21 protein-coding genes, 1 tRNA gene and 4 pseudogenes are annotated in these 25,757 nt (G+C 37.0%); 19 read left to right on the plus strand and 7 right to left on the minus strand.

Annotated features, from left to right (window positions below; all coding sequences use genetic code 11):
- The first annotated feature begins 35 nt into the window (after positions 1 to 35).
- The 4 genes from J7E67_RS08170 to J7E67_RS08185 all read left to right on the plus strand — a co-directional run bounded on the left by J7E67_RS08170 (position 36) and on the right by J7E67_RS08185 (position 2,349).
- Positions 36 to 132: transfer RNA gene (locus J7E67_RS08170), tRNA-Sec, on the plus strand.
- 194 nt (positions 133 to 326) lie between these two features.
- Positions 327 to 1,289, plus strand: coding sequence for a tyrosine-type recombinase/integrase (locus tag J7E67_RS08175; protein WP_214711479.1), 963 nt, complete (start codon positions 327 to 329; stop codon positions 1,287 to 1,289).
- Positions 1,290 to 1,319: 30 nt separating this feature from the next.
- Entirely contained in the window at positions 1,320 to 1,904 is a 585-nt protein-coding gene (locus J7E67_RS08180) for a hypothetical protein (protein ID WP_214731343.1), read from the plus strand.
- Between the two features lie 112 nt (positions 1,905 to 2,016).
- The gene (locus J7E67_RS08185) at positions 2,017 to 2,349 is read left to right on the plus strand and encodes a YolD-like family protein (RefSeq protein WP_251026640.1); all 333 of its coding nucleotides are present in this window, start codon (positions 2,017 to 2,019) and stop codon (positions 2,347 to 2,349) included.
- Between the two features lie 115 nt (positions 2,350 to 2,464).
- Here the strand turns inward: J7E67_RS08185 and J7E67_RS08190 are convergent, their stop codons facing one another.
- The gene (locus tag J7E67_RS08190; protein WP_214731345.1) at positions 2,465 to 2,641 is read right to left on the minus strand and encodes a hypothetical protein; all 177 of its coding nucleotides are present in this window, start codon (positions 2,639 to 2,641) and stop codon (positions 2,465 to 2,467) included.
- Positions 2,642 to 3,422: 781 nt separating this feature from the next.
- Between J7E67_RS08190 and J7E67_RS08195 the strand changes: the two genes are divergently transcribed.
- Both J7E67_RS08195 and J7E67_RS08200 read left to right on the plus strand, forming a co-directional pair.
- Entirely contained in the window at positions 3,423 to 3,677 is a 255-nt protein-coding gene (locus J7E67_RS08195) for a site-specific integrase (RefSeq protein ID WP_251026665.1), read from the plus strand.
- Positions 3,644 to 3,796, plus strand: a pseudogene (locus tag J7E67_RS08200) (fructose-bisphosphatase class III); the annotation flags it as partial. The gene J7E67_RS08195 and the pseudogene J7E67_RS08200, both read left to right, overlap by 34 nt.
- A gap of 185 nt (positions 3,797 to 3,981) precedes the next feature.
- Here J7E67_RS08200 and J7E67_RS32065 read toward each other — a convergent pair.
- Together J7E67_RS32065 and J7E67_RS08210 are read right to left on the minus strand one after the other, a co-directional pair.
- Positions 3,982 to 4,716 carry an SH3 domain-containing protein gene (locus J7E67_RS32065; protein WP_214711487.1) on the minus strand — a complete coding sequence of 245 codons (735 nt, stop codon included), beginning with the start codon at positions 4,714 to 4,716 and terminating at the stop codon, positions 3,982 to 3,984.
- Positions 4,717 to 4,721: 5 nt separating this feature from the next.
- Positions 4,722 to 5,642: a hypothetical protein gene (locus J7E67_RS08210; protein WP_214731348.1), complete on the minus strand. Its 921-nt coding sequence runs from the start codon at positions 5,640 to 5,642 to the stop codon at positions 4,722 to 4,724.
- 148 nt (positions 5,643 to 5,790) lie between these two features.
- On the opposite strand from J7E67_RS08210, the gene J7E67_RS32265 reads away from it, so the two are divergent.
- Positions 5,791 to 6,105 carry a conjugal transfer protein TrbL family protein gene (locus J7E67_RS32265; RefSeq protein WP_374102936.1) on the plus strand — a complete coding sequence of 105 codons (315 nt, stop codon included), beginning with the start codon at positions 5,791 to 5,793 and terminating at the stop codon, positions 6,103 to 6,105.
- A 108-nt stretch (positions 6,106 to 6,213) separates the two neighbouring features.
- Here the strand turns inward: J7E67_RS32265 and J7E67_RS08215 are convergent, their stop codons facing one another.
- Complete coding sequence (locus J7E67_RS08215) at positions 6,214 to 6,408, minus strand: IDEAL domain-containing protein (protein WP_214711490.1); 195 nt, start codon at positions 6,406 to 6,408, stop codon at positions 6,214 to 6,216.
- Between the two features lie 360 nt (positions 6,409 to 6,768).
- Between J7E67_RS08215 and J7E67_RS31140 the strand changes: the two are divergent.
- Positions 6,769 to 6,952 (plus strand): annotated as a pseudogene (locus tag J7E67_RS31140) (alkanesulfonate monooxygenase); the annotation flags it as partial.
- 786 nt (positions 6,953 to 7,738) lie between these two features.
- Here J7E67_RS31140 and J7E67_RS08220 read toward each other — a convergent pair.
- A complete protein-coding gene (locus J7E67_RS08220) occupies positions 7,739 to 8,686 on the minus strand; it encodes a DNA-directed RNA polymerase subunit alpha (protein ID WP_214731351.1) in 948 nt (315 codons plus the stop codon).
- Between the two features lie 914 nt (positions 8,687 to 9,600).
- A complete protein-coding gene (locus tag J7E67_RS08225) occupies positions 9,601 to 11,172 on the minus strand; it encodes a helix-turn-helix domain-containing protein (protein ID WP_214716336.1) in 1,572 nt (523 codons plus the stop codon).
- A gap of 133 nt (positions 11,173 to 11,305) precedes the next feature.
- Between J7E67_RS08225 and J7E67_RS08230 the strand changes: the two genes are divergently transcribed.
- From J7E67_RS08230 to J7E67_RS08260, 7 genes and pseudogenes are all read left to right on the plus strand, one after another.
- Positions 11,306 to 11,467 (plus strand): hypothetical protein, encoded by a 162-nt coding sequence (locus J7E67_RS08230; RefSeq protein ID WP_214716338.1) that lies wholly within the window; start codon positions 11,306 to 11,308, stop codon positions 11,465 to 11,467.
- Between the two features lie 87 nt (positions 11,468 to 11,554).
- Positions 11,555 to 13,102: a PTS transporter subunit EIIC gene (locus J7E67_RS08235; protein ID WP_251026641.1), complete on the plus strand. Its 1,548-nt coding sequence runs from the start codon at positions 11,555 to 11,557 to the stop codon at positions 13,100 to 13,102.
- A 64-nt stretch (positions 13,103 to 13,166) separates the two neighbouring features.
- Complete coding sequence (locus J7E67_RS08240; protein ID WP_251026642.1) at positions 13,167 to 14,567, plus strand: class-II fumarase/aspartase family protein; 1,401 nt, start codon at positions 13,167 to 13,169, stop codon at positions 14,565 to 14,567.
- A gap of 18 nt (positions 14,568 to 14,585) precedes the next feature.
- Positions 14,586 to 15,080 (plus strand): PTS sugar transporter subunit IIA, encoded by a 495-nt coding sequence (locus tag J7E67_RS08245; protein ID WP_214731353.1) that lies wholly within the window; start codon positions 14,586 to 14,588, stop codon positions 15,078 to 15,080.
- 13 nt (positions 15,081 to 15,093) lie between these two features.
- Positions 15,094 to 15,741: pseudogene (locus tag J7E67_RS08250) on the plus strand (NAD(P)-dependent malic enzyme); the annotation flags it as partial.
- A gap of 175 nt (positions 15,742 to 15,916) precedes the next feature.
- Complete coding sequence (locus J7E67_RS08255; RefSeq protein ID WP_214716344.1) at positions 15,917 to 16,747, plus strand: Cof-type HAD-IIB family hydrolase; 831 nt, start codon at positions 15,917 to 15,919, stop codon at positions 16,745 to 16,747.
- A gap of 171 nt (positions 16,748 to 16,918) precedes the next feature.
- Positions 16,919 to 17,927: pseudogene (locus tag J7E67_RS08260) on the plus strand (aldehyde dehydrogenase family protein); the annotation flags it as partial.
- 613 nt (positions 17,928 to 18,540) lie between these two features.
- Here J7E67_RS08260 and J7E67_RS08265 read toward each other — a convergent pair.
- Positions 18,541 to 18,747 (minus strand): hypothetical protein, encoded by a 207-nt coding sequence (locus J7E67_RS08265; protein ID WP_214716346.1) that lies wholly within the window; start codon positions 18,745 to 18,747, stop codon positions 18,541 to 18,543.
- A 432-nt stretch (positions 18,748 to 19,179) separates the two neighbouring features.
- Here J7E67_RS08265 and J7E67_RS08270 point away from each other — a divergent pair, with 432 nt between their 5' ends.
- The 4 genes from J7E67_RS08270 (at position 19,180) to J7E67_RS08285 (ending at position 25,221) form a co-directional block, all read left to right on the plus strand.
- A complete protein-coding gene (locus J7E67_RS08270; protein WP_214716350.1) occupies positions 19,180 to 20,172 on the plus strand; it encodes a LacI family DNA-binding transcriptional regulator in 993 nt (330 codons plus the stop codon).
- Positions 20,173 to 20,482: 310 nt separating this feature from the next.
- Positions 20,483 to 22,168, plus strand: coding sequence for a glycoside hydrolase family 13 protein (locus J7E67_RS08275; protein ID WP_214731355.1), 1,686 nt, complete (start codon positions 20,483 to 20,485; stop codon positions 22,166 to 22,168).
- Between the two features lies 1 nt (position 22,169).
- Positions 22,170 to 23,615 (plus strand): PTS transporter subunit EIIC, encoded by a 1,446-nt coding sequence (locus J7E67_RS08280; RefSeq protein ID WP_214716354.1) that lies wholly within the window; start codon positions 22,170 to 22,172, stop codon positions 23,613 to 23,615.
- Between the two features lie 94 nt (positions 23,616 to 23,709).
- Positions 23,710 to 25,221, plus strand: a complete 1,512-nt coding sequence (locus J7E67_RS08285) for a glycoside hydrolase family 32 protein (protein WP_214716355.1) — start codon at positions 23,710 to 23,712, stop codon at positions 25,219 to 25,221.
- The last annotated feature ends 536 nt before the right edge of the window (positions 25,222 to 25,757 follow it).

A 25,757-nucleotide genomic window follows, 5' to 3' on the forward strand; every position in this document is an offset into this window, starting at 1 on the left:
TGTAGTCCAAACATCTTTGATATTATAACATCCATGGGGCTGAATGGGGTACTGGTGTCCTCCACAGTCTTCAAAACTGTTTGAGACCTGCGTGCCAGGTCTGGTGGGTTCGATTCCCACGCAGTCCCGCCAACGTTCTTACTCCCGCAAGGGTTTGATGGTGATTGATCCGGTGATTGTTGCCGGTGATTGACACGTTAACTTACACATTTTCCGCCCAGTCTCGAAGCAAGACTGTGAAAGGCTGACGGTTAAAACTGTTTTGATAGTCGCCTAAAACTGTTCGTCCTCTTACGCTATTAAATTTGCGAAGGGGATTTTTTATTATGCGGAAAGGTTTACAACGGAGAATTAAACGAGTAGCGACATCTGAAGTTTCCCTAAATATTACGGAAATGTTCGAGGAGTTTATGCTTTTAAAGAAGGGCGAAGGACTTGCGAAACGGACGATACAAGAACACTATAATAACTTCGGCTATTTTAAAACGTATATCGATAAAGAAGTATCAGCGGAAGAGATGACTACGGAGCTCTTTATGGGCTGGATTACGTTTATGGTTGAGGAGATGGACTATACGCAAGGTACCGTTAATATTAGAGTAAGGACGATGCGTGCATTTTTGCGTTATTGCTACGAAGATAAAATGTGGCTAGCTGAGCCTATACATAAGCGTTTTAAGCCGATCAAGGCGCCTGTAGATGTTGTAGAGGCGTTTACCGTTGAGGAGTATCGCAGATTAATAGCTGCCATTGACGACGAAAACTACGTTGGATTTCGGACGAAGGTCATGTCGTTTGTCTTACTCGATACGATGGTGCGCGTCTGCGAGCTCGTGGATATGAAGCGGCAAAACATCGACTTTAAAACGATGTCTATTCGATTAGAAGCAGCGGACACGAAGACGCGAGTGGGACGCACGGTGCCGATTTCAGCAAGGACTGCGAAACTACTAAGCGAGTATATGCAAGAGACGGAAGAATGCGGTAATGAGTACGTATTCCTAACGTATGAAGGAGAAAAGATTGGAGAGGCAACCGTGCGCGATAACTTACGAGTTTATGGCCAGGTCGCAAAGATAACAAATAAACGAGTCAGCCCACACACGATTCGGCACACTGGCGCGTTGTTTTATATTCTGAATGGCGGTGATCCGTTTAGTTTACAGCGTATTCTCGGCCACTCTCATATGAATAGAGTCCGTCGTTACGTTCAAATGACGAATATGGACGTACAGAATCAGCATAGTGCACACTCACCGCTTAATTACGTATTTAATAATAAAGATTAACTTAGCGTCACCTTAACCGGTGGCGTTAAAATGTGCGTTATTACTCGGTACTTGTCCCTTTCAAATAGATTACCTTTCGCATTTACTATAATGATTGAAAAACTTCTTTTTCGAAAGGATGTGTTTTTTATAGCGACTTTACGTACGGGACCTTTTCTTATTCCTATCTTTACTCATCATCCACCTAATCCCTGCAATATTGTAATCGTGACGCTCAGTAACCAGACAAATCGGACGCTAACCGCCACGGTAAGAATCGACCAAGTTATTTTGCTTCCGAGTCCGACTGCTCCTCCGGCTCCTATATTGGTGCTGTTACCTCCGAGCTCTTTTACCTTACCTCCGAATACAGCTGCGGGGGTTGCTGTACCAGTGTTCACACCAATCCCGATCACAGACACCAATGTCACAGCAGCAGGCGATCCACGTGCTTTGATTGTAACGGTAAGCGGAGATGTTGAAGAATCAGGGGACGAAATTCTAGTAAGTGTTACAGGCGGATTCTCATCTGATGGCAGTTCACTAGATGAATCTGAACCAACGATGTTCTTCAGACATGAAGATTTCGTAGTAGTTCATCGCCATCATCATCGCCATGATGAAAGCAGCGACTAGCATATTAGACCGTCTCTTGTTTCTAAAGGTCGGTCTTTTCATGACATATTATTTATTGTTTACATACGGAACGTTTGTTCGTGTTATAATAAGAACGAAGGAGATGTTCGATATGACGATAAGAGATCGCGGTTTAATTAAATGGAATGCAGCGTCCTTTATGCCGCAAGTATTCGAACACCAGCGCGCCATGTTTAAGGATCAAGAGCGCCAGCCACGGCCGTTACTAAGCGAATTCGATACGGAGGAGTTTGATCAGCGCATAGCCTACGCGATGGAGTACAGCCTTGCAATAAAGCTAACCGTATGGGCTGACGGCTTTACTACGGAGTTGACTGGCGGCATACATTACGTTGACCCTATTACGCATCAGCTGCGTATTGAGGTGAAGCCGGGGGAGTTTGACGAGTGGCGTTCGATAGTATTGTCGGAGTTAAAGTCGTAGATTGATTGCTGTCGAAAAACCATTGCGTCACCTTAATCGGTGGCGTTTTTATTTGTACAAAAATTAAAGAAAGCCCTATGTTCAAGGGCCCAATTGTCGTGTAAAGTATCGATAATTAATTCTTAGAGTTTTCCTCAATTTTATGAATATACACGACACCGCTCGTTACAACTGAACCATTTGTTTCACCGCAATGGGGGCAATTTATATACTCACGCTCTTTGCCTCCAGGGACATTCATTTCCGTAACTTGGAAATAAAACTCTTTTTCACATTTTTTGCAGTTCATCAAAAGACATCCCTCCGTGTACTTTTATTAGTAACTCAAAGTATATATTCGCCGCGTTGTAAGCGTTTTCCTTCTTAATATTATTTATTTGACGGAATATTAGAGGGCATTACAAATATACCTACCAGGGGTATATAATAGAAGGAACTCGGTATATTGCGAATAGGGTGCGTAAGCTTACGTAATGCCTGCGGAATACATACGGGTGGGGGTATGTGCGGATAGGTGGCATGCGAGGCGTTGCGATAGGGTTCCGATTCACTAGCACGAAGCGCCTGGCGCGGATGACCGTCCCGAACTCGAGGGGTTGTCGAATGATACCGTGATCCACCGCATAAACAAGCAGCCATCCGCATATTGAACGGCTATTCATTATGCATAAAATCGTGGGAAATACGGGAGCTACTGGCGGTAGGAATGGCGTAAAGCGTTTATTGAACGTTGATGTTGACGCTGATTGAACGGAATGATTTAGCGGAGAATATGAAACAGTCTTCAAAACTGCTTGAGACCTGCTTGCCAGGTCTGGTGGGTTCGATTCCCACGCAGTCCCGCCAATACTGACTTCTTGTCAAACGAACAATTTCAAACACACACAGTCTTTTGGTCATTTTAAACGAGTTTTTGTGTGAGTCCGAGAATATGAAACTGTGTGAGTTCAGAACCTTCAAATACTAAATTTGGAGGTTTTTTTATGCGAAAAGGTGTAAGGAAACATGGTCGAGTTACGGCAACGATGAAGGTTACAGAGAACTTCACAATGAAAGAAATGTTTGAGAAATTCATGTGGTATAAGAACTCTGAAGGTTTAGCTCCTAGAACCATTGAGGAATACCAGTTTCATTTTCAATGGTTGTGTGATTATTTAGGTGAGGACTTGTCGAAAGAAGAAATGACTCTGGAAGTATTTTTTGGCTGGGTTGATTACATGAGAAGCAAAAAAGGTCTAAAGCCTATGACCATTAACATTAGGATAAGGACAATGAGAGCTTTTCTCCGCTGGTGCTACTACTTAACGGGACAGATGTTTTATCAATAAAAAGATTGGTGGATAAAGAATTAAAGAGAAAAAAGGTTAGAGAAACGAATGTTGGAGAGCAATTATTACAGGAAATCTCTATTTTGAATAGTCTACGAGAATATCGCTATATGAATTGACACCAATTAGGACATAGGGACAGGTTTGATTAATTGGGGAGTGCTTTAAATAAGGAGAGAGACTAATACAATTGGAGTCCGCTCTCCTTATTTAGGTTGTTCTATGAACTAGAAAAAGGCTCAAAAAATCACGGAAATTGTTCAATTCATTGCAATACTAAGTTAATAATATCCCTCTCAATTTATTATTTTTCCCTGACAATCAAGGCTGAAATCCAGCCTTCGATCCCGTTTGCGGTTTGAACTTTTAGCCATTTAATTCCTTTGGAATCTACTTGTTCTTCATTCAAAAAGTGCATTAATTCTCCATTTGTAATAGTGTATAGACGAGGCGCGGTTAATGTGGGAGCTTCACGAATATTTCCGCCATCTTCATATTTCTTATTTAAAATTAATTCTTTTTGATCAGGGGAAGCCCCTGATGCTTGTATGTGCACATGTTCTTGGTTTAACCATACCTCAGCTTTTTTCCATTTTTGTGTATACCACTCATTTGAATTGTTGATGATTGCTGCAGTAAGCAAAATCACTAAAGCTGTGGCAGAATAGAAGGTCCATCTTTTAATCCTTGTCTTATCCCTTTTTCGTTTCATGAAAAGCTGAATCATTTTGTTGAAAAAATTTTCGAACAAGGCAAACATTCCTTCAATAATATTAATCCAAACAGGTATGCCCGCTTTTCCTGCTTCTCTCCGTTTTTTTTGAATCCTGTAAATAAGTGCCATGATTGGATAAGAAATGAGATAAAACATTTTTTTCAACAAATGGCACAACAAGTTTAATAAGGGGGGGAAAATGTACAACAAAATCAGCCTTGCGAGTTGCAGGAGCACAAAGAGAGCCAAAAAAATACGCAACCATTCCGGCAGGACAGAAATAGGTGACCAGATCCAAAACAGCAGATTTAAAATGGATTCCACAATCGCTAATCTCCTTTATTTAAATAGGATGGAAGTTCTCTCCTTGGACCAGCAATCTGTTTTTTTCTATTGTTGTTTTCCAGATTGACGTGGAGATAGGGGAAGAATTTTTTTAGCCTGGCCACTCTTTGTTCTGCCTCAAACTGGTTAATAGAGTGATCGTTGATCAAGTTAAAAAGTTGTTTGTTTACCTCATATTTGAAGGTTTGATTCTGGCTAAATTCCGATTCCACTAACCTCTTTGCCATTTCATTCTTTTCTCCAAGCTTCCCTGCAGTGATAAAATCACCTGCTTGAAGGGCTTCTTTAATCGAGGCCGAAATCCGGCGCGCTTCCTCCAAGTCGAGAGCCTCTTGATAGGCGGATAATTCTGCGTTCCGGTCTAAATCGGCGATCGCCTCATCATGGCGCTGGTCCCGAATACCTTGCCGGATCAAAACACGAACATTTCGAACAACAATTCCAGCATCTCTTAACACTTTGACTAATGGCGAGGTTTGAAAAAATTCTTCAATATGCCGGGCAAATCTCAGATCATCTTCAATAGGATAAAATCTTGCTTCCGACTCCACCCAGAAGGGCAGATTATTGTTAAAAATGTTGCCAATTTCTCCTGCATTTTGTTGAACTAACCGTTCGGGGTGTACAACGGCAATATCGATAAATAAATTGACAGAAAACCTTCTTCCTCTTGTTGCCGAAGGGACTTCCTCATTGTAGGTGATGGTTTGCTGCTGCATATTGACTGTATAAACCCTTTTATATTTGCCAATCCGCAATTCACTACGTGACAATCGCTCTCCATTTTTAACTGCATAGTATTCGTTGTGATTATTAACATAAACAAAGGCATAATTCATAGACGACGCCGGCGGTTTTTCCAAAAAGCTAAATTTCACGTCTTTAACATCTTCAATAAATTGCATTAGGTTATTCCCTCCAGGTTAACTATTTTCATTGAGAGATCACTTACCCTTGTCTACATTCTATGCAGACAATCGGAAGAAAAGCCCTCAAATCTATGCAGAAATTGGGGATTGAGAGAGTTGAAGTAATATATTTTAAAAGGAGTTAATATCTCCCTTAGCTTGTGTATCGGTCAGTGCTGATGATAATGAATACTTGGGTGTCTGGTGGCGTGAATTACTAAGTCAGATTGTTACTATTATCGCGAAAATTTTTTTATTCGTAGTCGCTCTAAGTATTTTAATCAATGAAAATATTACGTTTCTTAATTTTCTTTTACTCATGGGTTACTGTATTCTCCACATTAAGAGTCCGTCTGTACTTAGGAACATGTGGTATTCATCGGGTTCTGGAAGAGGAATGATCGGGGCTATGGGAGGAACAACAAAACTAGTTGCAAGAAGATTTCTATTAAAAAGATAAACGAAGGTGACTCCGAGTCCAACAAACGGGTGCTGGTTTAGCTCAACAAGCAGTATAAAAGGATCTTCCATTGGAAGATCCTTTTAAGAGCGATTACATAAAACAATTTTAAGAAACTTTCTTTAATTCCTCTGTTAATCGTAGGAATTCTGCTTTATTTTTGTCTCGTAAGGACAGGTCGATTTTCTTTTGAATTTTCTCTTTTCGGAAATCACGTAGGGATTTGTCTAACACCATTTCAGCAATTAGAGAATCCATGACATTTACTTCAGTTTGTGGTGAATTAAGCAAATTCTTTTCCATAAGAAATCAACTCCTGGACCTTTTTTCTATTATACTAACTATTTCCAGACTATTCAAACATCTAAAATTGGTAATTTGAGAGAGCAATAAAATGAAACATACCTTATGTACATATTTTGGTTACGAATCAAATCATGAGTATGGTGGAACAATTTGCACTCCATTTGTACGGGTTGGGCAATGGCTGGTGCATTATAGCCTAAATATCTTTTCAGCTATGTGAGTTCCTAAAAGAAACCAATAGGGTTGTACAATGATAGATAGTAATACCGGTGCCTACACCTAGTAACAAAAAGAGAGAATTGTGTCCATGGCGTAGGAAAAATGAGACAACGTTAACACAGTTATGGAGGACGTCCTAAAGGAGAAAGAGAGACGCTAGAAATCAGCCGAACCTTTGGGCAGTGGTTGGTCTCTTTCGTGGTAGAGCTGGAGCAGCACTTGTTTGCAATCCTACACAAGTGGCAGAGAAGATGAAGGAATATTCGGCCTTGGTATCGATACATTTGTGCTATCTGGATACCCTCATTTAGAGGAAACATATTAATTCGCTGAGTTAGTATTTCCGCTTTTACCGCTGAACAAAAGAGACACCATCAACATAACTCAACAAAACAATCAGCTAATTGGATAAATCATTGCAAATTAGTATATTCCGTAAACAGTCGATAGGATGGGATTTGTTAATCTCTTAAATATTTTAATAATATAAATAACATATATGACAACACATAAGTTATATTATCTTAGGTTGTATTCGTAAAATGTATGTTATATCTTTATTTAAGTTAACTATTTCATAGTTATAAATTGTGTTGAAGTAAAGCCTGGCGAGTATGAGCGGATTGAGATCGTAGATGTTTTCAGAGTTGCTGTCGTAGAGTAATATATTACGAGGTGAGTACATGTGGAAGGGTTGTTTATAGTGACAATCTCTTCGGAGGTTATTTAATGATAAGAGGCCGAGTAATTTACTTACTAAAATACAATGGACCCCCGTTTTTGGGAGTCCAAAGCATGTAGTAATTTTCCTTGGGGTCAAGGAATTAACGCCTTTTTATTTTGCTTCTTTTATTACTGGTAAAAAAGGGAAATATGACTAAATTACACCAAACCTTTTATCTAAATGCCTTTTAAAATAACTGGTTGAAGTACAAATTTTTTGTTCTATATTATGTCAGATGTGTGAAAGTTTCTTGGGTTAATGCCTAAAATGTTTAATTAATTGTCTTCGTTTTTTTACGATATTCATACAGGTGTTTCGGAAAGGGCTGAAATCAGTCCACTTGAACATCAATCTAATTTCTATATATTATTGTAATAATGGATTTTAATCATCTTTGCCTACGATAATACCCAAACTTTCTAATTTATCTAAGATCTCTTTTAAAGATTTTTGTCCTAAGTTACGTAATTTTCTTATATCTTCTTCGGATTTATTAGCTAAGTCTTGAATAGTATTAATCCCACTGCGTTTTAGACTGTTGAAAGAACGAACAGAAAAGTCTAAATCCTCAATAGTCAGTTTAAGTATTTCTTTTTCATTTGAAACTTCTTCTTGTTCTTCCATAATTGGGATATCTTGGGATTCAGGATTAAGTCCTACTAAAATAGAAAGATGTTCATTAAACATTTTTGCACTTTCACAAATGGCTTCGCTGGGCCCTAAACTCCCATCTGTCCAAAGTTCAAAATATAACCTTTCAAAACTATCCAATTGACCTACACGAGTGTTCTCAACTAAATAACTGGCGCGTGAAACCGGTGTATAGATTGAATCTATTGGTATGACTCCTACTTGAAGGCCACCACGTTTGTTTTGCTCTGCAGGAACATAACCACGTCCACGTTTTGCAGTTAGGCGCATTCTAAAATGTACATCTTCTTTAAGGGTAGCAAGATGTAAGTCGGGAATTAAGATTTCTACATCACTATCATGAGAAATATCAGCGGCTGTTATTGTACCATTACTATGTACATCAATCATCAATTCTTTCTCATCGTCAGAGAAAATATTCATAGATAATTTTTTTATGTTCAAAATGATGGTTGCTACATCTTCTTCTATCCCATCAATAGATGAAAATTCATTGTGTACCCCATCTATTTGTATGGAAGTGACAGCGGCACCGGGGAGCGAAGATAAAAGGATGCGACGTAATGAGTTGCCAAGTGTCGTTCCAAATCCTCGAATAAGTGGTTCAACTACAAACTTTCCATACTTGCCATCCTCACTAATCATAACCTTTTCAATTCTTGGTACTTCAATTTTTAACATCCGAATTATACACTCCTTTTAGTCATTAACACAAAAACAACCTATTATATTTTGTTAATATACTCCAAGTACTATGAGGAATGCTAGTTGAACGGATAAAAAATGTATTTAACGATAGTTTTTATTGATCAGCAGCAGGAAAGTTTAAGAGACCGTTAGTTAAGAGTGGCTATGATGGCCGCCCTATTTTTTACCCTCAAATAGTACTGTAAATTGATTTTGTGACAATCTCTTTAGGAGGTGTATTTATGGAAAAGAGGCAGAACAATTAACTTATTAAAATACAATGGACTCCTGTTTTTAGGAGTCCATTGTAGGGAGTAATTTTCCTTGGAGCCTCTTCTTAATATTGCTAAAAGGTTATAAAGAACATTGCTTTAAGATACTAAAGGGAGGAAAATGTAGCTATTTTCAACTTTTAAAAGAACACCATTTGAATCTGGTAGGCGTTAATAGTTTTTGAACAATGCTTCGAGTAAATCACCTGAATCCCACAGTCTAATCGAAAAGCAACTTCTTCATGTTTCTTACGGTTAAATTCACCCCAACTAGCCACTAAACCTTGTAGACTTCTCAATTATTATTGTTCCCGGAATATTCCTCTATTAAAAATAAGCGGTTTATATTTTTTAAAAAGACAGAAATAATTCTGTCTCTTTTATTGTAGCCGACAAAACTGTCGATTAAAAACGCAGTTATAATTGGGGAATTTGTTTCCACAATCAACACATGTGGAGTGCTCTTCACTACTTGTGAGGAAGGATAAATAATAGATGTAACAGTGAGTAAAGAGCCTCTCTATATAGAAAGGCTCTGATTTTTTGCGGGTGTTTAAACAAATACCGATGGAGAAAACAAGAAATTTAATATGTTTTCCAATCTTATATCGATATAAGATTGGTGACACAATCTACCTATAAAAAATGTGATGAAAATTTCTGAAGTAAAAGTTTTTTGATTTCACTTGGTGATTTATTTGCTATTTCGTCAAGAAAGGGATCAGATAAAATTTTCCTTCTAGAACTACTGGAAAATCCTAGACCTAAGAGTTTTTCAATATCATCTGGATGGAGATAAAAATTCAACTTAATACATGTGTAATTTTCTTCCCCTAATAAAGTAGCAATTCTATTGGAAAAAGTAATTATAGAGTTATAATCTAGATCTTTAAGGAGATGAAGCTCATTAATATTAATATTTTCAACAATTGTTACATCAACGTAATGTCTTAAGTTCTCTACAAAAAAACTAGTTTTCTCAACTGTAGAATTAGTAACAATGACAATTCTTTTGCTATTTCTTCCAATAATTTTATTTTCCATAATGAATTTTCTAAATATTAAAGTCAGTGTTGAAATCTGTTGTCTTGTAAATTGAATATCAATTTTGCTTTCAATCACTGGTATAGCTCTACTAACAATGCCAAACAGCTTAGGCAACTCCCTATGGGTATCATCTAACTTATTGTCATAGAAGTGATAATCATGTTTATTTCGAATGATGCTTTTGTAAATGTACTTGTAAACCTCATTAAAGACAGGCTCGCTACTATAAAATGTTGTAATTATATTTTTTTGGATTTCAGCTATGAAAGTTATGATTACTTCTTTAAGTTGGTTATCTATAGGTGGTGGAGTATAGGACGTATAATCTAGGGATGAGATTAGATAATCTAAGAATAAATTCTCATCTTTCTCATCATGGTCTTTTATTTTTAATAAATGATATGTCCGTACCTTTAGCTGGAGTTTCTCATCTGCTTTTAATAAAATACCGCTTTTTATTCTATATAGGCTTAGAATTAGGTAGATATAAAAAAACTTTTTAGATGGATAAGACACTCTCATTTCATTTATTTCAATGAAATCCTCCAATAATTCCGTTGCCTGACGTATTTCAATTTTCGTCTTTTCTGAAAAAATCATTGTAATCATTTTTTGTAAGGGATTGTTTGCTTTTCGGTTGATAAGTTTACCGAAATAATCCATTTCTAGCATAGAAGCTAAAATAGATGTAGTTAAAATACGGAAGTTTATTTCGTCTCCAACTATTTCGATACCCCTCTTGGGAATAATTTCCATGTCTAAATTTCTTAATTTTAGATACTCAGTAAGAGCTCTATTGTCTTTTTTCTTTGTAGTTAAACTAATACCGATTTCCTCGTACAGTCTAGTCGTATTTAAAGATTTATTTAAAAAACACAAAACAATAATTGTAAAAATACGTTCACTTTGTGAAGAGAAATATTCATCTAGTGATAGATTATTCATGAAATTAATATAGTCATTGTATGTTAGTGTACTTAAAACCGTGGTTCCTAATATTTTTATCTGTTTTTCAGTTGGGAGATACAAGTTAATATTAACTATATGTCTTTTTAAGCTATTTGCACTTCTGCCAAAAAGCTGATCGGAATCTGTAAGATCTAATTTACCTTTTTCTTGAAGAAAACTTATTATTTTTAAGTCAAGCTTATTAATACTCATATAATCAAAACTCCTTTGTAGTATAAAAAGGAAATCTATTTTTATTATAGACTAAATCATTAAATACAAAAGATGTATATATCTAAACACAAGTATTAAAGCATTTTTGGTTGAAATTACATAGGAGTTCTAGATGGATTTTTATTTGGTTAAATTTGTTATGAAATTGGGGCAACTTTTTGAACCGGTTTCAACTCGTAAAGTTACCTTGAAGAAAGCGCTTAATGAAAATAAAATTAAAACAAGGAGAGGAAGAAGGGAGAGCAAGAATGGAAAAGAATTAAAAATAAAATGATAAAGATAATCCAAAGAGAAGGCTGAAGCCGACTATACACCTGGGAAATCGTTAAACAACACTGGTCACTAAACGAGGAGGTTAATTATGAAACAAAAAATGAAAGATGGAATGCAGACCTTTGGCAGGTCACTATTACTACCAATTGCAGTGATGGCGCCTATAGGTTTGATTATGGGATTATCAGGAGCATTAGCTCAAACCTACATGATTGATAAGTTTCCTTTTTTAGGAAATGAAGTACTTCAAACGATTATCAAAAATCTAAGAACCATAACGGGAGTGGTTTTTGATAATATCCCTTTACTTTTCGCCATGGGTGTAGCATATGGAATGTCTAAAAAGGAGAAAGGAATAGCCGTTTTTTCATCTGTCTTAGGGTATTTGACTTTATTGATCGTTATGAATGTTTGGCTTACTGTAACCGGTAAATTGGCTACTGAACATTTACCTGAAGTAGGACAAGGAATGATTCTGGGAATTCAGACGCTCAAAACAGAAGCGGTAGGAGGGATCATCGCTGGTCTTGTAGCGGCCAAGTTAACCGATAGGTTTTATAAGTTGGAACTTCCATTAGCATTTGCTTTCTTCAGTGGGAAAAAATCAGTTCCTATCCTTACATTTTTGGCCATGATTCCAATTGGACTAGTTATTCCTTTCATTTGGGGCGCTCTAACTAAATTCTTGATCAGTATTTCTTTTATCTTTATGAACAAATATATTGGGGTTGGATTATATTGGTTCATCGAAAAACTTCTGATTCCTTTTGGTCTTCACCACGTACTAAACGAAATGCTAAGATTTACAGCAGTTGGAGGAACGTATGTAATTGATGGTCAAGTATACACAGGAATACTTAATGCCGTAAACCAGATATTATTCAAATTAGGGCCAAACCATGAGAGTTGGAGTTTAATGCCAGCGCTTACAAGCTATATGGGTTCAGGCCAAATGCTAGGCACATTGTTTAGAATTCCTGCTATAGGTTTAGCCATGTATCATACCGCCTATAAGGGTAATAAGCAAATAGCTAAAGGAACGATTATAACAGTGGTTTTAACAGCGTTCTTAGGAAATGTTACTGAACCAATGGAATTTTCATTCCTATTCATTGCACCACCATTATATTTTGTCTATGCATTGCTTAGTGGAATCACAGCTCTCCCACTCAATTTTTTAGATGTATCAACAAGTTATATTAGAGGAACGATATTCGATTTTGGAGTATTTGGCTTACTTTATGAACATACAAATTGGATTAACCTAGTTTTATTAGGTATCGTCAACTTCGTAATTTTTTACTTTGTATTTAGATTTGCGATTCTTAAATTTAATTTAAAAACGCCTGGAAGAGAAGATGATGTTCGAAATAATACACTTTTAAAAGAAAAGAAATACAATGAAATTGCCGCAATTGTTGTAGAAGCACTTGGGGGAAAAGGTAATATTAAGAATATTGATAACTGTATAACAAGACTAAGAATCGATTTGAGAGATCAGAGTGCAGTTGATATAGAAAAATTAAAGGATTCAGGGGCTTCGGGGATGTTTTTTCCGCAAAAGAATCATATTCATATTGTATTTGGGCCACACGTTGAATTTGTTAAAAATGCGTTAGTAGAAGAAGCAGCTTAGTCCTATGATTGTCAAAACCCAACATAGATAATCAAATGAAAATGGGCAACTATATAGGAGTGGAATGATGAGAGCACTATACGATTCGAAAAGTAAATCGATGAATGATAGAGGAATAAAATATCTGTTAACCAATGAAGCTAAATATCAAGCTTGGCTTGATGTAGAAGCAGCTCTTGCTAAGGCTCAAGCAGCATTTGGTATTATTCCGAGTGGTGCGGCAAAAAATATTGGGTTAGCCTGTAAATTAGAAAATTTGGACTTGGAACAAATGGAGATCATTCAGCAAAAGATAGGCCATGGATTTGTTCCTTTTTTGAAAGTTTTGGTTAAAGCATGTGATAAAGAAAGTGGAAAATATATTCACTATGGAGTAACAACTCAAAATATTCAACAAACCGCTCAACTACTTCTAATGAAAAGAATACACGATAAGTTCTTAGAGGTAGTTGGCGAAATTCTACAAAATTTAGCTAAATTGGCTGAAGAAAATAAAGATACCATTTTACCTGGTAGAACCCATGGCAAACATGCTATTCCCATAACATATGGATATAAGGTATCTGTTTGGATAAGTGAGCTGCTAGCCTCTGTTGAAAGAATGGAGGAAGTACAAAAAAGGGTATTTAATGTCATGATGGGCGGGGCTGTAGGAGCTTTTAACTCATCAGGAAAAGTAGGACGAAAAGTGCAGGATCGAGTGGCTGAATTATTAAATATGTATTCCATGGATATCCCTTCTAGAAATATAAGTACCCATAAAGTGGAATATATCATGAACCTCTCTTTACTAGCGAGCACCTTCCATAAAATAGCGGAAGAAGTTTACTATACTTCAATTGAAGAGTTTGGTGAAGTGTCCGAAAAATTCCAATCGGGTACAGTAGGCAGCAGTACAATGCCTCATAAGATCAATCCGAAATTATCGAAAGGAATTATTGCGAATTCTCAAAAGCTATATTCATTAGTGTCAATGGGCCTCTATTCATGCCCAAGACCATTTGAAGGTGATAGTACTTCTTATATGCTATTTGATGCGACCTTAGAAGAAGCTCTTTCTTTAACAACAGAGATCCTTTTAAGAGGAGAGGAATTAACGAGAACGTTGACTATTAATAAGGAAAATATGTACAAAAATGTATTGCTAAATAATGGTCTTGATAATAGCGAATATGTCATGATGGAAATAGCAAGGAAATTAGGGAAAGATGAAGCCCATTCTTTGGTGTACCAGTTAGTTATGAAATCCTATTTAGAAGGAAGGAACTACTTTGACGTACTGAGCGAAAATCCAATAATAGCAGATGCCTTTACAGAGGAACAAATCAGGGAGATGCTTGATCCTAAGAATTATATTGGTCTTTCAACACAATTAGCGGAAGAATTTTCTCTTAAGGCAATAAATGCAAGCAAATCTATACAGGAAAAGAATTATTCTAGTTGTTTGGTTGCTAGTAATAAATAGTGATTAGAGGTTATAAACATGTTTAAAAAATTATTTAAAAAAGAAGTAAGAAACGAAGAAATTTTTGCACAGGTTTCAGGAGAACTAGTTAAGTTAGAAAATGTTCCAGATCCCGTTTTTAGTCAAAAAATTATGGGTGAAGGTATTGCGATTAAACCTTCAAATGGTCAAGTTGTCGCACCTGTAGATGGTGAAATTACGTTAATCGCTGATACGAAACATGCTTTTGGAATTAGAACCGAATTAGGGGAAGAAATTCTTGTTCATATTGGGTTAGAAACTGTTTCACTTAAGGGTGAGGGTTTTCATGTCCTTGTCAAAACTGGAGACAAAGTGGTTAGAGGTCAAACCATTGTTGACGCGGATCTAGACTTTATAAAAAAAAGTGGATGTAACACTATTATACCGATGGTTGTAACCAACAGTGCAGAAGGCAAATTTAAGTTCGACTGGGAAGATTCAAAGCAAGTAATAGCTGGAGATACAAAAGTATTTACAACCAAATTGAAATAGACATTGTAAAACTGACCCAGATAAAATTGTGGAGGTAGTTAAATTATTAGAGCCGACCTTTGGAGGAGTCAATTTAGAAGATATCGCTGCACCGCAATGCTTTGAAATAGAAGAGCGTTTACGAAAAGCTTGCGATATTCCTATTTTCCATGATGACCAGCACGGTACGGCTATTGTGACTACTGCTGGATTAATAAAAGCTCTTAAACTGGCAGATAAAAACATAGAGGATATTCGTGTCGTGGTAAACGGTGCTGGTGCCGCTGGCGTGGTCATTGTTAAGCTGCTGCTCCATAAAAGAGGCTAAAGAAGCGGGGCACTCGTAGTAGGGACAGGACGCTCTGATTTCCCAAATCAGGTTAATAACGTCCTCGCATTTTCTGGTATCTTCCGCGGGGCTCTAGATGTTAATGCGAAAGAAATCAACGATGAAATGAAACTGGCTGCCGTTTATACCATTGCTGGATTAATTTCGGATGAAGAGCTTCACGCAGATTATGTGGTTCCAGATCCATTTGATCGCAGGGTAGCAGCGCATGAAGCAGCAGCTGTTGCGAATGCTGCCATGGAAACTGGTGTTACTCAGAAATATGTCAGTGTAGAAGAAATCAAGGAACGTCTTTTAGGTTTAGCAAAGGAAAAACAACCTGTTCTTGTCTAAGTTTCGGGCTACTGAGAAAAATATTTGCTAGTTATATAGAGTTTATTAATAAAATTACGACGGTTGCACATTGCATCCGTTTTTTTCTTACTCATATTGTGAAATTCAGTTACCTTCTAGTTTTACCATAACTATAATTTATTTTTTATCATTAAAAAAGAAGGTGGGGAAAAATTTGAAACTGATCGCACTTGATTTGGATGGTACGCTGCTGTCCCCTGAAAAACATATTTCACAAGAAAATATCCAGGCGATTCGGACAGTACAGAGCCGCGGACATTTCGTGATGATCTGCTCCGGACGTGCTCCGGAGGATATTAAACAAATTCTTAACAAATATGATCTTACATGTCCCCTTGCAGGAAGCAATGGGACCATTGTAGAAGCAGAAAATACACTATTGAATAGTATTTCGATGGATCTAGGTGATGTGAAATTTATCGCACAGAGATTAGATGATGAGAAGTTGCCGTATTGTCTCTATACAAATAAAGGAATATTCGTTCCAATTGATTGGTCAAATCGGGTAATTCAAAGTATTGAAGATTTAACTAATCATGACTTTAATCGTTTTATTAAAAAACCACTGCAGTCTAATCTTAATTATTTTACAAATTATAAGGATTTATTACTAAATAATAGATTAACTGTTAACAAGTTTTTTATTCTGACGTTTCATATTCAAAGAAGAAAAGAATTAATTTCATCACTGCATCATGTTTCGAACATTGCGGTAACATCTTCCAGTCCTTTCAATGTAGAAATTATGCATAAGGATGGCCATAAAGGAATTGGACTGAAAAGAATGGCCGAATATTATAATATTCCTATGGTCGATACAGTGGCTATAGGAGACAATTTTAATGACATTCCAATGCTAGAATGTGCTGGGCTATCTATTGCGATGGACAACGCAGATATTCAGGTGAAAAAAATGTGTGATACCGTAACATTGTCAAATTCAGAAAATGGTGTGGCTCATGCTTTAAATTTGTATGTACTATAATATTTTAATCTTTTAAGTATTAAAATATTTTATTAAGTATGTTAGTTCGGATTAACTTCGAAAAAAATGCTATAAGTTTGGGACGCTGAAAGAGGTAATTGAGCCAATGCTACAAAGAGAATTACTTTATCGTGGAATCATTTCAGAGGGAAGAGATTATCAAACTAGAATAATTTTCCGGTTGCTATTCCTATTTGGAAAATCGCTCCTGCTCTTATTTGTGGGAATTCTATTGTATGGAAACCAGCAGATAATGCCGTTTTTACAGCCAGCCTATTGATGAAGGTATTTGAAGGAGCCGGGCTGCCTGCGGGTGTCCTGAATCTTGTTATTGCCAGGGGCCGAGTTAGAGGGAACACACTTATGGAAGAGGGAGATATTGATGCAGTCAGCTTCACGGGGTCTACTTCAACAGGAATGCAGATTGCTTCTGCTAGTGCAAAAAGAAATATTAAGTATCAAACAGAAATGGGCGGAAAAAATGCAGCTATCGTTCTAAAGGACGCGGACCTTGAAAAAGCTATTCCAATGATTATAAGCGGAGCTTTTCGTTCGGCTGGGCAAAAATGGACTGCAACAAGCAGAATCATTGTCGAAAAGGCTATTTACAACAATTTTATAAATCAATTACGTGCGGCAGTAAATAATTTAACCGTTAAAGATGCGTTGGATGCTGACGCTTATTTAGGGCCAGTTGCTTCAAAATCACAATTCGATACAATCTCAGAATACGTTGCTTTGGCTCGTAATGAAGGTGAGATCATCGCAGAAGGAATTGTAGAACAATTAAACGAAGGATACCTATATCCGCCCTCTAGTTTTAGGAAAAGTGGAGGCCTCCCACAGTCTATTTACAGAGGAGATTTTCGGACCTGTGGCAGTGGTAGTGGAAGTGGAAAATTTCGAAGAAGCAGTCCGTCTTTGCAATCAATCAGAATACGGATTGAGTGCCTCTATCTTTACAAATGACATGGAGAAAGCCATGCGCTTTTTAGAGGATGCCGAAGTCGCTATGGTGCGAGTAAATCAGGAGACTGCAGGAGTAGAGTATCAAGCACCTTTTGGTGGCATGAAATCTTCCAGCTCGCATACAAGAGAACAGGGACAAGCTGCATTGGACTTTTACTCTCAAGTGAAAACTTGTTCCATTAAATATGCTTATATATGCTTTTTAAGCTAAGACGTTTTTAAAATGTGCTCTAAAAGCCCTGTAAGTCCGTGTTTCTTAAACTCGGTACTGCAGGTCTTTTTTATTCTTCTTGTTTTCAAAAAGAAAGCCCGGTTTCTCATCGAATTCAAGAAACCGGGCTTTCTGGCAATGTTTGAAACCAAACGGTTATTAACCTATTGAAGATTTAAAAAGCATTTTCACGAATGGTTTCCACCGATTGAATGGCCTTCATGCGCGTAGGCGGTGAATTTCTGAAGATTTATTAAACAATTCCTGATTCAAAATAATCTGGCTTGTTATATCAGTTTCCGAGACGATCGGTCCTATGATTTCACTGTTTAAATAAACTGGGATGGAATTGATTAGCACAAAAAGAACCGAACAGGCCTGATTGTTTATGCAACACTCTTTTACCTTCTTTTAAGGTTTTAAGGATAACTAATTTATCATTATCAAAAAACTTCTAGTTTTTCTCTCCTAAACAACCTGAATCCATATAAATACAGGACTTAGGCTACATTAATTGCTTTTTTATTACTGTCTACTTGACAGGGGTCACTTCAAATAATGGCGTTTTTTTAAGTCTTAGAGGACATCATTCAATCGCTTCATCTGTTTTGTCTTAATGTTCTGGTGGAGCAATAACCGGGTCATTGGGGGCATTTGAGTTTGTTGAAACATGAGCGGTTGCTCCCGGTGATTCAACACTGGTTGCGCCTGGGCGTTCAACACCGCCTGAAATGGAGCCTGCAAAAGATGGTATACCTTCCCCGCCTTCAGTCGGTTGAACTGCTGTTTTTAAACCTGTTATATTTTTCATGTTTGGCATGTTTTCACCTCCTTTAAAATAGTTTGCACTTTTAAATTATTTTCTATTAGGGGTGCGTCAGGAAAATGCGGATTTACAACGATTAGATTTTGATACAAGTCTTATGAGACATCACGGAGCCTAATTTAGAGGTGATTTGATTTTGTATCAATAGGTTCTACTCTATTGAGATTGTGAAGGTTTCTACATAAAGTAACGGGGCAGGTTAGTGAAATAAAGAAGGGTTTAGTTTTTGCTAAGCCTTTTCTTTTGCTGTACGCGCATATCAAATAGCAATAAAAAACATAGAAAATGCAAATATAATAAATTTGATGTAGTTACTTAAAAAACGAAAATCAATATATATATGGAATCGATTGCATTAGGGGCTTTGCTCAAGTAAACTTATTTTAAGAATGAACAATGTAATTGATAAGGTGGTTTAATTAGCAAATGGCTACAATTTCAGATGTTGCAAAGTTATCGGGACAATCGAAAACGACTGTGTCCAGGGTTATAAATAATCATCCATATGTTTCCGAGGAGAAGAGGGAATTGGTCTTAAAGGCAATGGAAGAGCTGGGCTATACACCGAACCCAACCGCAAGGAGACTAAGAGGCCAGCTAACTACAACTATAGGGGTCATTGTTCCAAGAATCGTGAATCCTTTCTTTTCCTATCTCGTGAATTCTATCGAAAATGCAGCCTACCAAAAGGGATATCAGGTATTAATAGCCCAAAGTAATGAGGACAAAGAAAAGGAACTGGCCTTTTTAAATCTGTTAAAAAACAAGCAGGTAGATGGGATCATAATGACCTCAATTGAAAATGATTGGGAAATTATAGAACCATATACTAAGTATGGTTCCATCTTGCTGTGCAATGATTACGTCAATCAGGAAGTGGCCCCGATGATCCGCCTGGACCAAACAAGAGGGGCTTATTTAGGAATAAAACACTTGGTTGAAAAGGGCCATCAAAAGATCGCTTATTGTACGGGTGGATTATTCGATGCACAGGGGAGAGGGAGAGACCGAAATCTTGGCTTCCAAAAAGCAATGCAGGAAGCAAATATAAAGATTAATCCAAGATGGATCTTTGTGGACCAACATACGATAGAAGATGGGAAAAAAGTCTTGAAGCAAATTCTTGAGATGGTTGACCGTCCAACGGCCATATTTACAGGAAGTGATGAGGTAGCTGCTGGAATCATCATTGAAGCGAAGGAGCATAGTCTATCCATCCCTCAAGATCTTGCTGTTGTTGGTTTTGACGACCAACCAATTGCAGAAATTTTGGATCCGAAACTTACGACTATTCGTCAGCCTATGGATCAGATGGGGGAAAAGTCGGTTGAAGTCATGATTGAGTTGTTAGAAAATCCCCTAATGCAGATAAAAACTTATGAGCTGCCGATTGATTTAATTGTCCGCCAATCGACGTAAGCGTAGTTCCATGATTAAAAGTGAAATGTGGTATCGATTTCGCTTTTTTTGTGTTGGTAAGAAGCATTGTTGGAAAGAGATTGTTTGGTAATAGCGAACAAGAAAGCGTTGACAGGTTAAAGAACTGAAAATATAATAAAAATAGAATCGGTTCCTAAAATTTCTTTGTGAATTTATGGAATCGATACCATGTGGTTTTTTATTAATACTACGCATTTAAACTATTAATACAGCGTTTTATTTTTTTGCTAAGTATGGAATCGATACCACATGAAAAAGTAGAGGAACTCATCTACAACAGGAGGGCAACATGGAGAAAAAATCGTGGCAAAAAGAAGTAATTTATCAAATTTATCCAAAGAGTTTTTATGACTCCAATAATGACGGAATAGGGGATATAAAAGGAATAACCCAAAAATTAGATTATCTCCTGTCACTCGGGATTACAATGATATGGATATGTCCAATTTATCAATCTCCGATGGCTGATAATGGATATGATATTTCAGATTATTATCAATTAAATCCTGAATTCGGGGATCTGAATGATCTGGAAGAATTAATTGATAGGGCAAAAGAAAAAGGGATTAAGATAGTCCTTGATTTGGTCATCAATCATACGTCCGATGAACATCCATGGTTCCAAGACTTATTGGAGAACCCAAAGAACAGTAAATATAGGGATTATTACATTTTGAAGCCAGGAAAGAATGGGAAGCCCCCTACAAATTGGCGTTCTGTTTTTGGTGGAAGTGTATGGGAGCCCTTGAAAGGTACAGAAGAGTATTATTTTCATTCTTTCCATGTGAAACAACCTGACTTAAATTGGGAAAACAAGGAGGTTCGGGAAGAATTATATAAAATGGTCAATTACTGGCTGGAAAAAGGTATTGCTGGATTTAGAGTCGATGCTATTACATTTATTAAAAAAGATCAAAGCTATGATAACATCCCTTCTGATGGAGTAGACGGGCTAGGCAAATGTACAAAGAAAACGCGGAATCGCCCCGGAATTGAAGTTTTCTTACATGAGTTAAATAAAGAAACCTTCTCTAAATATAATTGTGTAACGATTGGTGAAGCCCCAGGCGTTCCTTATGAACAATACGGTGATTATATTGGGGACAATGGATATTTTTCCATGATTTTTGATTTTAAATACGCAGACCTTGATGTTGCTTCTGGAAGTGAGTGGTTTAAGAGGATTGACTGGAATGTCTTGGATTTAAAGAAATTAATCTTTACTAGTCAAAATGAAATCCAAAAAGTCGGCTGGGGAGCCAATTTTTTAGAGAATCATGACCAGAATCGTTCCATAAGCAAGTATATAAAAGAAGAAGCGAATCGAAATTTCTATTCAGCGACCATGTTGGGTGCTATGTATTTCAATTTAAGAGGGACACCTTTTATCTACCAAGGCCAGGAAATTGGCATGACAAATTTTAAACGAAAAAGCATTGAGGAATTTGACGATATTTCAAGTATTGATCAGTACTATCGTTCAATGGACGAAGGCTTTAGTGCAGAAGAAGCATTGCACTTTATTAACCTGCGAAGCCGTGATAATTCTAGAACACCATTCCATTGGAGTGCACAGGAATATGGCGGATTTTCAAAAGTCAAACCATGGTTGGGAATGAATGAAAATTACAAAACGATTAATGTGGAACAACAAGAACAAGATCCAAATTCCATTCTGAATTTTTATAAAAAAATGATTCAAGTTAGACAATCAAAAGAATCTCTTATTTATGGAAAGATTAAACCTATATTAGAAGAACATCCAACCATTATTGCATATAAACGAAATTTTAATGCGGAAGAAGTTGTTTGTTATTTCAACTTTTCACCTGAACCTGAGAAAGTTGAATTGGAACCTTATCAATACGATGTCCTCCTTAATAATTATAAAGAAGAAGACGCAACGATAACGGAGCAAGAATATACATTAAAGCCATATCAGGCACTAGTACTCTTAAAGAAGGAAGTGAACTAGCATGGGTGAAAATAAATATGAACGTATAGGAAATGAAATAGTTAAGGTTATCGGTATGGATAATATTGAATCGTATACTCATTGTGCCACAAGATTGCGCATTTCCGTTAAAGATCGTGAAATGATTAATGATGAAGCGATCGAGAGAATCGATGAAGTCAAGGGTGTTTTTTATAATGCTGGTCAATACCAGATCATTTTGGGTACGGGAACGGTAAATAAAGTCTATGCCGCACTAAAAGGGAATCAACCTGATCAGATGGTTGAGCAACCCAATAAGGAAGCCTCTTCTTCCCATAAGGAAAAGGGAATAAGAAGGGCTGTCCGGACATTAGCTGATATTTTTATCCCTATTATCCCAATTATTGCAGCAACAGGCTTATTTCTTGGTCTAAAAGGTGTATTGTTCAGTGACGCCTTTTTAGGTCTAATTGACATGAGCTCAAAAGATATTCCTGGAAATCTAAAGACTCTTACATCTGTTCTCACGGATACTGCATTTGCCTTTTTACCAGCTTTAATTTGCTGGTCTGCATTTAGGAATTTTGGTGGTATGCCTATAATCGGTTTTGTCCTTGGATTAATGCTCGTTTCTCCTGCCCTTCCAAATGCTTATGCGGTAGCAGATGTCAATAGTGGAGTAGAACCATTAATGGCTTTTGGTTTTATTCCGGTTGTGGGTTATCAAGGTAAAGTATTGACAGCACTTGTGGTTGGTATTCTTGGTGCAAAACTTGAGAAAAAGCTACGAGCCATCATGCCGAATGCATTAGATTTAATTTTTACTCCTTTCTTTGTTTTATTAACGATGATGATTACTGGTTTACTCATCATCGGTCCTTTGTTGCATTTTGTGGAATCAGGATTAGTAACGGTTATTACTAAACTTATTAGTGCTCCTCTTGGTATTGGGGGACTGTTAATTGGTTTCCTATATCCGTTAGCAGTAATGACGGGAATGCATCATTTGTTTATTGCAATTGAAACAACATTGCTTGCCAACACTGGGTTTAATCCACTTATTACTCTATGTGCGATGTATGGATTTGCCAATGCAGGGGTTTGTTTAGGGATTACCTTAAAAGCAAAAAAGAAAACGGTCAAGGTAACAGGGATGAGTGCAACTCTAACCCAATTACTTGGTGTTAGTGAACCAGCCTTGTTTGGTGTCGTTATGAGATATAGTATGAAACCACTTTATGTGATGATTGCTTGTTCAGCGGTGGGGGGTGCGATTCTTTCGTTCTTGAATATTAAAGCAAATTCATATGGTTTGGCTGTCGTCCTTTCTCCTTTAATGTACATTTATGAGTGGAACCAGCTTGCTGTGTACGTTGTAGTTTCAATATTGATTTTTGTAGCTGCCTTTATTATTACTTACCTTTTTGCGGTACCAAAAGCAGTTATGGAAAATGACCAAGATCAGAGTAAAAGTAGAGCTAGTTGATTGGTGCTATTTAGATGAATTTATTCGGTTAATACGAGTTGCACTTTAGCAGCTCGTATTTTTCATAAAAATTAGTTTCGGAGGAAAAGTAGCTATGGCATGGACAATAGAAGAACGTTATCGAACGTATGACAGTATGACCGAAGGAGAACGAAAAAAGCTTGAAGCTTCAGTATCGGACAGTATATGGCGGCAAAAATATCACATTCAACCGAAATATGGACTGTTAAATGATCCTAATGGATTTGTATGGTATAACGGACGATATAATTTGTTTTATCAATGGTTTCCTTTTGGAGCTGTTCATGGGATGAAGCATTGGTTCCAGACAGAATCCATTGACCTGATAAACTGGGACAATAAAGGGGTGGCGTTAAAACCCGAATATGAATATGAAAGTCACGGTATATATTCTGGAAGTGGGTTTGTGCATAATCAACTTCTTTATTTGTTCTACACTGCAAATAAACGAGATGAACAATGGAATCGTCACGCCTCTCAATGCTTAGCAATCATGAATGTAACAGGAAGAATTGTCAAACAGCCTGAACCAATTATTAAAAGGCAGCCAGAAGGATACACTGACCATTTTAGAGATCCAAAGGTTTGGATGGCGGATGATAAGTTTTTTATGATTGTTGGGGCACAACGAAAAAATTTGACGGGTTGTGCACTCCTTTACCAATCGAGTGATTTAAAACAGTGGACTTGGATTGGAGAGGTCAAAACAAAAGAAAGAGATTTTGGCTTTATGTGGGAATGTCCTGACTACTTTGAGTTACAAAATCAGGGAGTTCTTTTATTTAGTCCTCAGGGGCTCGAGCCTAAAGGTGACGCTTATCAAAATATATATCAAACAGGATTTTTTATTGGTAATCCTTTAGATACCGCAAATGGTACTTTTGAACATGGTGATTTTCAAGAATTGGACGCTGGGTTTGATTTCTATGCTCCTCAAACAACCTTATCCCCGGACGGAAGACGTATTCTTGTTGGCTGGATGGGATTACCCGAAATTGAGTATCCTACTGATTCCGAAGGATGGGCCCATTGTTTAACCCTACCAAGAGAGTTATCGATTAAAGAGGGGAAGATTATTCAAAAACCAGTAGTTGAACTTGATTTGCTTCGTGAAGGGAAAATAGAAGCTAATAAAATATTGAATAATGAATCTATGACTTTCGAAGGCTTTGAGGGGGATATTTACGAACTATTAGCAGAATTCTCCTCAAGTACAGCTGAGGAATTTGGTATTGAGATCCGTGTTGGGGAAAATGAAAAAACAGTCATTAAATATCACTCTGTTGAGAAAAAAATTATTTTCGACCGTACCCACTCCGGGAAGGCCTTTGGTGAGGAGTTTGGTTCGATTAGGAAATGTAGTATGGAATCTAAAACCATATCGTTCCGAGTCTTTGTTGACGTTTCTTCAGTCGAAATATTTGTAAATAATGGGGAGAAGGTTTTCACTGGGAGGATTTTTCCTAGCAAAGAAAGTAGAGGAATGCGCTTTTTTTCCCTTGGAGGTCAAACAAATGTGCAAGCGGTAAAATGGGAACTTGGAACACCAGTCCTCCTCCCCACAAACAGGCTGACCTGTAGCTAAGTTGACCAATCTGTTATTGGGGAAGAAAGCATTATACCTATTTTTGCTCTGTCCATCTCTCTATGGAAGAGAAAGTCATTGTAAAAGAATAGTGGTACTTTATATCCCCGGCATCTGGCTTGCTGGGGTTATTTGTAAAAAACGGTATTATCAAAAGATAACACAACCACTAGTGAAATAGTCCTGTTTTTTAATCTTCTTCACAAATATTCAACAGTTTTGTTTATTTTGTTCAATAAGCAACAAATAGTGTTCATTTAACGATTGAAAGAAGCTTATTTCTTTTAATATCATATACATATGTTGATTAATCAATTGGTGATGATTTTTTAATCTTCATCCTATATAGCCAAAATCCAGTAACTAAAGGAGGAATATACAAAGTTAATGAGTTAGATAGATATGGAATTCACACTTTGGATTGGGAGGATACCCTGCATAGACAAAATTTTGATACGAACCACGATTGGATTTTAGGTTTCTTATTATGGAGAAAATAAGCGTGAAAAGTTGATATGCTAAACGGAAACAAATCA

This window comes from Bacillus sp. ISL-46, from assembly GCF_018613205.1.